This window comes from Umboniibacter marinipuniceus (assembly GCF_003688415.1).
GTDB classification, from domain to species: Bacteria; Pseudomonadota; Gammaproteobacteria; order Pseudomonadales; family DSM-25080; genus Umboniibacter; species Umboniibacter marinipuniceus.
Genome location: NZ_REFJ01000008.1, coordinates 1 through 11,813 on the forward strand (window position 1 = coordinate 1; position 11,813 = coordinate 11,813).

The window sequence follows — 11,813 nt, forward strand, 5'->3', positions numbered from 1 at the left end:
GATGAAGATGGTTCAATCACCTTCAGCCAAGCACAGTTGTTAGCTAATTCAACTGATGTAGATGGTGATGATCTCACCGCGGCGAATGTTAGTGCTGGCGACAACGCCACCGTTACTGACAACGGTGATGGCACCTTCACGGTAACGCCTGATGCGGATTTCAATGGTGATATCGATTTAAGCTTTGATGTGAGTGATGGTACCGCTACGGTAGCCAGTGGTGTTGATCTTACCGTTAACCCGGTTAACGATGTGGCGGTTGTTAGCGATGCCTCCTATACAATGGAAGAAGATGGCACATTAACCATTACCGAGGCCCAGTTACTGGCGAATGCTTCGGATGTGGATGGCGACACGCTTAGTTTAGATAGTGTCACCTATTCCGGTACTGATGGCGTCTTCAGTGATAATGGCGACGGTACCTATAGTTTTGCCCCGAACGAACATTTTCATGGTGAGGTATCTCTCTCCTTTGCGGTCTCTGATGGAACCGATATAACCACAGCATCGGCGACTATCTCAGTAGAAGAGGTCAATGACGCGCCGATAGCTGGGTCAACAAGTTATTCAATTTCTGAAGACGGAAGTTTAACCTTCACCGAAGCTCAACTAATCGCCAATAGTGACGATGTGGATGGTGAACATGATCTACATGATGTGAGTTATGCAGGAAGCGACGGTGTATTCACTGATAATGGTGACGGTACATTTAGCTTCCACCCCAACGAGCATTTTAATGGAGAAGTCAGTATTGACGTCACCATTGTTGATGATGATGGTGCATACGCTGATACGGTTGCAGACGTCACAGTTGTAGCCGTCAATGACGCGCCGGTTGTATCAGGTGATCTGGCCTACAGCGTAGCTGAGGACGGTTCGATTACCTTCAGCCAGGAACAGCTATTAGCAAATGCTTCGGATGTTGATGGAGACAGCCTCAGTGCGACCAATTTAAGTGCTGAGAATGCCACGGTTAGTGATAATGGTGACGGCACCTTCACCGTATCACCAAATGCCGATTTCAATGGTGATATCGCAATTAGCTTTGATGTTACTGATGGCGTTGAGACGGTGGCAACGGCCATTGATCTGACGGTTAATCCAGTCAATGATGTGGCCGTTGTTGCAGATCAAAGCTTCGCCGTGGATGAAGACGGCACCATCACGATCACTGATGCGCAACTGCTCGCGGGCGCGACGGATGTTGACGACGACAGTTTAAGCGTGGCGGACGTGAGTTACACGGGCACCGATGGTGTGTTTACGGATAATGGCGATGGAACCTATAGCTTCGCCCCGAATGACAACTTCAACGGTAACGTAGATCTTGCGTTCAGCGTTAGCGATGGGACCGCCACTACGGATGCGAATATCGACATTACCGTGAATGACATCAACGATGTCCCGGTGTCCGGTTCAACAAGCTACTCGGTGGATGAGGATGGCACCTTAAGTTTTAGCGATGCGCAGTTGTTGGCTAATACGAGTGATGTCGATGGCACAGTGACAGTAGACTCGGTGACTTATACTGGCACCGATGGTGTATTCACGGATAATGGTGACGGTACCTATAGTTTTGCACCCAACGAGAATTTTAACGGTGATGTCAGTATTGATGTCTCGGTGGTTGATGATGACGGTGCGGTGGCTTCTGCAAGTGCTGAAGTAGAGGTAATTCCTGTAAACGATCCCCCTGTCGCCGGTGGCATATGTGGAAGTGTTAGTGAGGACGGTACCATCACCTTCACCGAAGAGCAGCTTTTAGCTTCGAGTAGTGATATTGATGGGGACGAATTAACAGTTTCTTCGCTTAACTACAGCGGGACGGACGGTGTATTTACCAATAATGGTGACGGAAGCTTCAGTTTCTCACCTAATGAAAATTTTAATGGCGAAATCCTATTTTCCGTTACGGTAACTGACGGCACTGCTACCGATACAACTTATGACTCGTGCATCATGGTGGAAGACGTTAATGACGCCCCAGCCGCGGGTTCAACCAGCTACTCAGTTGATGAAGATGGTACGTTGACCTTCAGTGACGCGCAGCTTCTGGCTAACTCAAGTGATGTAGACGGCACGGTCAGCGTTGATAGCGTGAGCTATAGCGGTACCGACGGTATTCTCACTAATAATGGTGATGGCACCTACGACTTCGCACCAAACGAAAACTTTAACGGCGACGTTAGTCTTGATGTTCAAGTTATCGATGACGACGGCGCTACGGATACTACTACCGCAGATCTCAGCGTTATAGCCGTGAACGACAGCCCTGTTGCGTCCGGTAACTTGGCCTACAGCGTGGATGAAGATGGTTCAATAACCTTCAGCCAGGAACAGCTGCTCGCCAACGCCAGCGATATTGATGGTGATGATCTCACTGCGGCGAATGTTAGCGCAGGCGACAACGCCACCGTGACTGACAACGGTGATGGCACCTTTACGGTAACGCCTGATGCGGATTTCAATGGTGATATCGATTTAAGCTTCGATGTGAGTGATGGCACGGCTACGGTAGCCAGTGGTGTTGATCTCACCGTTAACCCGGTTAACGACGTGGCGGTGGTGAGCGATGCGGCTTACACCATCAACGAAGATGGTACCTTAAGCTTCACCGACGCTCAGTTATTGAGCGGTGCCAGCGATATTGATGCTGGCGACACCCTCAGTGTGGATTCGGTTAGCTACACCGGTACGGATGGTGTGTTCACTGACAACGGTGACGGCACTTACAGCTTCGCACCGAATGAGAACTTCAATGGCGAGGTATCACTCAGCTTTGGCGTGAGTGATGGCACGGCCGTTACCACAGCCGATATTGACGTTAGTGTCACCGATGTGAATGACGCCCCGGTCGCGGGTTCAACGAGCTACAGTGTTGATGAAGACGGTACCTTAACCTTCAGTGATGCGCAGCTTCTGGCTAACTCAAGCGATGTAGACGGTACGGTCAGTGTTGATAGCGTCGGCTACACCGGTACCGACGGTATCCTTACCGACAACGGCGACGGTACTTACAGCTTCGCACCAAACGAAAACTTTAACGGCGACGTCAGTCTAGATGTTCAAGTTATCGATGACGACGGCGCTACGGATACTGCCACCGCTGAGGTAACGGTGACGGCCGTGAACGACACCCCCGTGGTGTCCGGTAACTTGGCCTACAGCGTTGACGAAGATGGTTCAATTACCTTCAGTCAGGAACAGTTGTTAGCCAATTCAAGTGATGTAGATGGTGATGATCTCACCGCGGGTAATGTTAGTGCTGGTGACAACGCCACGGTTACGTATAACGGTGATGGCACCTTCACGGTAACGCCTGATGCGGATTTCAATGGTGATATCGATTTAAGCTTCGATGTGAGTGATGGCACCGCTACGGTAGCCAGTGGTGTTGATCTCACCGTTAACCCGGTTAACGACGTGGCGGTGGTGAGCGATGCGGCTTACACCATCAACGAAGATGGTACCTTAAGCTTCACCGACGCTCAGCTATTAAGCGGTGCTAGCGATATTGATGCGGGCGACACCCTCAGTGTGGATTCGGTTAGCTACACCGGTACCGATGGTGTGTTCACTGACAACGGTGATGGCACCTACAGCTTCGCACCGAATGAGAACTTCAATGGCGAGGTATCACTCAGCTTTGGTGTGAGTGATGGCACGGCAGTTACCACAGCCGATATTGACGTTAGTGTCACCGATGTGAATGACGCCCCGGTCGCCGGTTCAACCAGCTATAGCGTGAATGAAGACGGCACACTGAGTTTCAACGACGCTCAGCTATTGGCTAACTCGAGCGATGTAGATGGCTCGGTAGCGGTTGATAGTGTGACCTACACAGGTACTGATGGTATTTTCGTCGCGGGAGATGACGGTACATACATCTTTGCCCCCAATAGCAACTTCAATGGAGATGTCTCCTTTGATGTTACCGTTATCGATGACGATGGCGCTACGGATACCACCACGGCAGACGTCACGGTTATCGATGTTAACGATGCGCCGGTAGCCGGTTCTACCACTTACTCCGTTGCTGAAGACGGTACCTTAACCTTCAGTGATGCGCAGCTTCTGGCTAACTCAAGTGATGTGGACGGTACAGTAAGCGTTGACAGCGTGGGCTACACCGGTACCGACGGAATCTTCACCGACAACGGCGACGGTACTTACAGCTTCGCGCCAAACGAAAACTTTAACGGCGACGTCAGTCTTGATGTTCAAGTTATCGATGACGACGGCGCTACGGATACTGCCACCGCTGAGGTAACGGTGACGGCCGTTAACGACACCCCAGTGGTGTCCGGTAACTTGGCCTACAGCGTGGATGAAGATGGCTCAATCACCTTCAGCCAAGAACAGTTACTCGCCAACGCCAGCGATATTGATGGTGATGATCTCACCGCGGGTAATGTTAGTGCTGGCGACAACGCCACCGTTACCGACAACGGTGATGGCACCTTCACGGTAACCCCTGATGCGGATTTCAATGGTGATATCGATTTAAGCTTTGATGTGAGTGATGGCACCGCAACGGTAGCCAGTGGTGTTGATCTCACCGTTAACCCGGTTAACGACGTGGCGGTGGTGAGCGATGCCGCTTACACCATCAACGAAGATGGTACCTTAAGCTTCACCGACGCTCAGCTATTGAGTGGTGCTAGCGATATTGATGCGGGCGACACGCTTAGTGTGGATTCGGTTAGCTACGCCGGAACCGATGGTGTGTTCACTGACAACGGTGATGGCACCTACAGCTTCGCACCGAATGAAAACTTCAACGGCGAGGTATCACTCAGCTTTGGTGTGAGTGATGGCACGGCAGTTACCACAGCCGATATTGACGTTAGTGTCACCGATGTGAACGATGCCCCGGTCGCGGGTTCAACGAGCTACAGTGTAGATGAAGACGGCACGTTAAGCTTCAGTGATGCGCAGCTTCTTGCTAACTCGAGCGATGTAGACGGCACGGTAAGCGTTGATAGCGTGAGCTATAGCGGTACCGACGGTATCCTCACTGATAATGGTGATGGCACCTACGACTTTGCTCCGAATGAAAACTTCAACGGCGACGTCAGTCTTGATGTTCAAGTTATCGATGACGACGGTGCGACGGATACTACTACCGCTGACGTGAGTGTCATTGCCGTGAACGATACCCCCGTGGTGTCTGGCAACTTGGCCTACAGCGTGGATGAAGATGGTTCAATCACCTTCAGCCAGGAACAGCTACTCGCCAACGCCAGCGATATCGATGGTGATGACCTCACTGCGGCGAATGTTAGCGCTGGCGACAATGCCACGGTTACTGACAACGGTGATGGCACCTTCACGGTAACGCCTGATGCGGATTTCAATGGTGATATCGATTTAAGCTTCGATGTGAGTGATGGCACCGCTACGGTAGCCAGTGGTGTTGATCTCACCGTTAACCCGGTTAACGACGTGGCGGTGGTGAGCGATGCGGCTTACACCATCAACGAAGATGGTACCTTAAGCTTCACCGACGCTCAGCTATTAAGCGGTGCTAGCGATATTGATGCGGGCGACACCCTCAGTGTGGATTCGGTTAGCTACACCGGTACCGATGGTGTGTTCACTGACAACGGTGATGGCACCTACAGCTTCGCACCGAATGAAAACTTCAACGGTGAGGTATCACTCAGCTTTGGCGTGAGTGATGGCACGGCGGTCACCGCGGCGGATATCGCCGTAACGGTCATCGATGTGAACGATGCCCCGGTCGCGGGCTCAACGAGCTACAGTGTTGATGAAGACGGTACTTTAACCTTCAGCGATGCGCAGCTTCTAGCTAACTCAAGTGATGTGGACGGTACGGTCAGCGTTGATGGCGTGAGCTATAGCGGTACCGACGGTATCCTCACTGATAATGGTGATGGCACCTACGACTTTGCTCCGAATGATAACTTCAACGGCGACGTGAGTCTTGATGTTCAAGTTATCGATGATGACGGCGCCACGGATACCGCTACGGCAGACGTCACGGTTATCGATGTGAACGATGCCCCGGTCGCGGGTTCAACGAGCTACAGTGTTGATGAAGACGGTACCTTAACCTTCAGCGATGCGCAGCTTCTGGCTAACTCAAGTGATGTGGACGGCACGGTAAGCGTTGATAGCGTAAGCTATAGCGGTACCGAGGGTATCTTCACTGATAATGGTGATGGCACCTACGACTTTGCCCCGAATGATAACTTCAACGGCGACGTCAGTCTTGATGTTCAAGTTATCGACGATGACGGTGCAACGGATACCAGTACCGCTGACGTGAGTGTCATTGCCGTGAACGATACCCCCGTGGTGTCTGGCAACTTGGCCTACAGCGTGGATGAAGATGGTTCAATCACCTTCAGCCAGGAACAGCTACTCGCCAACGCCAGCGATATCGATGGTGATGACCTCACCGCGGCGAATGTTAGCGCAGGCGACAACGCCACGGTTACTGACAACGGTGATGGCACCTTCACGGTAACGCCCAATGCAGACTTCAATGGTGATATCGATTTAAGCTTCGATGTGAGTGATGGCACCGCTACGGTAGCGGGTGGTGTTGATCTCACCGTTAACCCAGTTAATGACGTGGCGGTAGTGAGCGATGCGGCTTACACCATCAACGAAGATGGTACCTTAAGCTTCACCGACGCTCAGCTATTGAGCGGTGCTAGCGATATTGATGCGGGCGATACGCTTAGTGTGGATTCGGTTAGCTACACCGGCACCGATGGGGTGTTCACTGACAACGGTGACGGCACTTACAGCTTTGCACCGAATGAAAACTTCAACGGCGAGGTATCACTCAGCTTTGGTGTGAGTGATGGCACGGCAGTTACCACAGCCGATATTGACGTCAGTGTCACCGATGTAAATGACGCTCCGGTCGCGGGTTCCACCACTTACTCTGTTTCTGAAGACGGTACTCTAACCTTTAATAATACACAGCTTCTCGCCAATACAAGTGATGTAGACGGCACTGTATCTTTAGTTAGTGTTCTGTATACGGGTGCGGATGGAATATTCACAGACAACGGTGACGGAACATTCAGCTTCGCTCCAAATGAGAACTTTAATGGCAGTGTCGAGCTGGACGTAACCGTCGTGGATGATGATGGCGAAACTGACACGGCAACCGCAAATGTTAATGTCATTGCAGTGAATGACACTCCAGTCGTATCGGGTTCGTTGGCATATAGTGTTGATGAGGATAACTCGATTACTTTCAGTCAGGAACAGCTACTAGCTAATGCTTCTGATGTGGATGCTGATGAGCTCAGCGCTATCAATCTCAGCGCAGGTGATAATGCGACAGTTAATGATAATGGGGACGGCACGTTTACAGTTGTTCCGGACGAAAATTACTTCGGTGAAGTCTCCTTAACTTACAATGTGACAGATGGAGCTGAGTCTGTCCCGGCACAGCTTGATTTAACGGTTAATCCTGTTGACGACCTGACAATTCTGAATACGCAGGCTTTATCTCTAAACGAAGATACCTCACTGACCTTTAGCGACGCGGATTTGCTTCAGACGGCCATTAATGTTGATGGAGACGAGCTTAGTGTAACCGATGTAAGCTACACCGGTACTGACGGGATCTTTACAAATAATGGCGATGGTACTTACAGTTTTGTCCCAAATGAACACTATCACGGAGATCCAAGTTTTTCCGTAACAGTGTTTGATGGAACTAATTCGGTTACTACCGTAAATACCTTCGATGTTAGAGAAATCAATGATGCTCCCACAACCTCTGATACAGGGGAAACTGGTCTTGAGGACAATAGCTACCTCATAAATCAGACGGATTTATTGAGCACTGCTGCAGACGTAGATGGTGACAGCCTAATAGCAACACTCGACATCTTTTCGCCGCTCCACTATGCCATTTCCGATGAGGCCTCAAAGGAGAATAGTGAAAACTGGTGGGCCGCTAAGGCTCAAGAAGATCAAGACTCAGCAGATTTGGCTCAGTCAGAGGCTGATGATCTGCTAGCCGTCATACCCGCCTTGCAGGAAGACGTTGATAGTTTACAAACGCAGCTAACTAATTACCAAGCTGAGTCTGCAAGCTTGAGGTCTCAGGCTTCAGATGTACAGGAACAGTTTGATATTACTGAAGCCGAAGCGACACTCGACTTTACACAGTCAGACATTGACGCGCTGACGGCACAGGCATCAGATATGCAGGATCAGTTGGATACTGCTGATGCTGAAACAACGCTCGAGTTTACCCAGTCAGATGTCGACACGTTGGTTGCGCAGGCGGCAGATATGCAGGAACAGTTTGATGCTGCTGCAGAGGCCGCATCAACACTCGATTCTTTGCAGCTAGATATCGACACGTTGACAGCACAGGCAGATACCGCTGACGCGAATGCGGCAACTACAGCTGAATCCTTAGCGGAGGCTGAATTACCCTTAACGGCAGCTACCGATGCCGCACAAGCAGCTCAGCAAACAGCAGATGACGCTCAGGATGCGGCAAATTTTTCACAAAATAATTACCTAAGCTCAATTACTGCACACGATGATGCTGAAGCTTACCTAGCGTCTCTGGAATGGACTTTAGAAGTAGACAACGCGTCGGTAACCTATAACGGCGACTACACCTACACCATTCAACCTGATGAAAATTTTAATGGCGATATTGGTCTTGGCTATACCGTTTTTGATGGTCGTGGAGGGAGCGCAAAAGCTGAATATACAGTTGAGTTTCAATCAGTTAATGATACGCCCACAGCGGATTCAACAAGTTATTTTCTCGAGGAGGAGGGAACCTTAACGCTGAGTGACGCGGATCTACTCGCAAATAGCGTCGATGTCGACGGCACGGTGACTATTGAAAGTATCGTCTATAGTGGCTCGGACGGTATTTTCACCAATAACGGAGATGGAACCTATAGTTTTGCACCGAATGCAAACTTTACTGGCGATGTAACTTTTGATGTAACAGTTACTGACGATGAGGGCGCAACTATCGCTACCACCGCTGACGTGACAGTTCACGCGGTTAACGACACTCCAGTGGTATCCGGTAACTTGGCCTATAGCGTGGACGAAGATGGTTCAATCACCTTCAGTCAGGAACAGTTACTCGCCAACGCCAGCGACATCGATGGTGATGATCTCACGGCGGCTAATTTAAGCGCTGGCGACAACGCCACCGTTACCGATAACGGTGATGGCACCTTCACCGTGACTCCCGATGCCGATTTCAACGGTGATATTAGCCTCAGCTTTGACGTAAGTGATGGAATCGCTGCGGTATCTAGCGGCATTGATCTTACAGTGAATCCCGTGAACGATGCTCCTGTGGTTGGAACTGGAACAGAGGATGCTACGTTGGTTGCTGGTGATTGGGTAATGTTAGGTGACGCTGACATCTCCAATGGCGAAGGATTACTAGTTGAGAATGACTATGATCAAGGCGGAGCGCTACTCTATGATCGCGGCTTTGACAGTGATGAGGGTATACGAACAACATTTGACTTCCAGATTGATCCCGAAGGCGGCCAGGGTGGTTTGGGAGTCGGGGATGGTATGGCCGTAAGTTTTCATGACGCAGCGCTATTGGAGGCCAGTAATTTCGAAATTGGAAGTCTGGGTAACGGTTTAGGGGCCGCCGATTTAAACACAGATTTTCTTACTATTGGTTTTGATGCTTATACCCACGACTTGGTCGAGATCAGAGATTCTAATGATGTCTTAATCACCTCAGTTGATGTTTCGGGATATGGCGGTATTGACCACGAGACGGATATGCGATCCGTTGAAATTGAGATAACAGATGACGGTTTGCTGAATATTTCTATGAGCTTCGACGACGGCAATACTTTCGTTAGCATCATCAATGGATTAGATCTTGTCGCAAACGGTATTGATATCCCAGAATCAGTTAAAATGATGTACTCCGGTAGCACTGGTGGAGCCAAAGCTGAGATGACGATAGCCAACGTTGAGGTTTCGTCAATCACTGGGACGACTCAATCAACGGTAGCTGAAGATGCAAGCTATCTGATAAGTGAAGCGGACCTTCTGGTTAATGCGAGTGATGTCGAAAATGATGTGCTTTCAGTTTCTAATTTTGAGTTAGTGGATCCTGCCTCGGGTACGCTCACAGATAACGGCGATGGTACTTGGACCTTTTTTCCAGCGGAAAATTTCAACGGTGACGCTGAGTTTAGCTATCTCGTGTCCGATGGAGAGCTCGACACTAATGCGCCAAACTATGTGGTGGTTGTGCAAGGTGTTAACGACGAGGCTGTGGTTGAAGATCAAGCCTATAGCGTCAGCGAGGACGGGACATTAATCTTCACCGACGCTCAGCTGTTGAGTGGGGCCACAGATGTCGAAGGCGACACACTTAGTGTGGATTCGGTTAGCTACACCGGTACGGATGGTGTATTCACTGACAACGGTGATGGCACTTACAGCTTCGCACCGAATGAGAACTTCAACGGCGAGGTATCACTCAGCTTTGGTGTGAGTGATGGCACGGCTGTTACCACGGCTGATATTAACGTTAGTATCACCGATGTAAATGACGCACCCGTAGCCGGTGCGACTAGCTACACAATGAACGAAGATGGCACGCTAGTACTGAGCGAAAGTCAGCTCTTGGCAAATAGTAGCGATATTGACGGCACGATCGAAGTGCAATCTTTGCTATATAGCGGCAACGAAGGCGTGCTAACAATTAACAATGAAGACGGCACATATAGCTTCGCGCCTAATGAAAACTTCAACGGTTCAGCCGAAATAGACGTTTATGTTATTGATGATGACGGGGCGATTGATGTTGCTACCGCTACCATTGATGTTATTGCCGTAAACGACCTTCCCGTGGCCGGTACAACCTCTTATACGGTTAATGAAGACGGACAAATCACCCTTAGCGATGCTCAACTACTTGCTAACTCGAGTGATATTGAGGGGGATGTCAGTGTTGATAGCGTTAGCTATAGCGGCAGTGATGGTGTTTTCACCGACAACGGGGATGGTACTTACAACTTCTCTCCAAACGAAAATTTCAATGGCGAAGTAAGCATCAACGTAACGGTGGTAGACGAGGAAGGAGGCACTGCCGATACTGCCGCCAATATTACCACCATTGCAATAAACGATACCCCAGTGGTCTCGGGTAACTTGGCCTACAGTGTGGACGAAGACGGTTCCATCACCCTCAGCCAGGCACAGCTGCTGGCGAACGCGAGTGATATTGATGGTGATGACCTCACGGCGGGCAATGTCAGTGCGGGTGACAACGCCACGGTCACTGATAATGGTGATGGTACCTTTACGGTTACTCCCGAGGCGGACTTTAATGGCGACATTAATCTGAGTTTCGACGTTAGTGATGGTACGGAAACCGTATCGAGCGGCGTAGACCTTACGGTTAACCCGATTAATGATGTAGCCGTTGTTAGCGATCAAAGCTTCGCGGTTACCGAAGATGGCACGATCACGATTACAGATGCGCAGTTGCTCTCCGGTGCCACCGATATCGATGGCGATACCCTGAGTATTGATAGCGTTAGCTATACCGGCACGGATGGTGTGTTCACCGACAACGGTGACGGCACTTACAGCTTCGCTCCGAATGAGAACTTTAACGGCAGTGTAGAGCTTGCCTTCAGTGTCAGTGATGGTACGAGTACTACTGACGCTACCATCGATCTGACGGTGACCGATGTGAACGACGCGCCAGTAGTGGGTTCAACCAGCTACAGTGTTGACGAAGATGGCACCTTAAACTTCAGTGATGCGCAGCTACTGGCTAACTCTAGCGATGTTGA

The 11,813-nt window shown here is 50.1% G+C and carries 1 protein-coding gene; it reads left to right on the forward strand.

From position 1 onward, the window contains the following. Positions 1-11,813 (forward strand): tandem-95 repeat protein (locus DFR27_RS12395; RefSeq protein ID WP_121877797.1); only part of this gene is annotated, 11,813 nt, incomplete at both ends.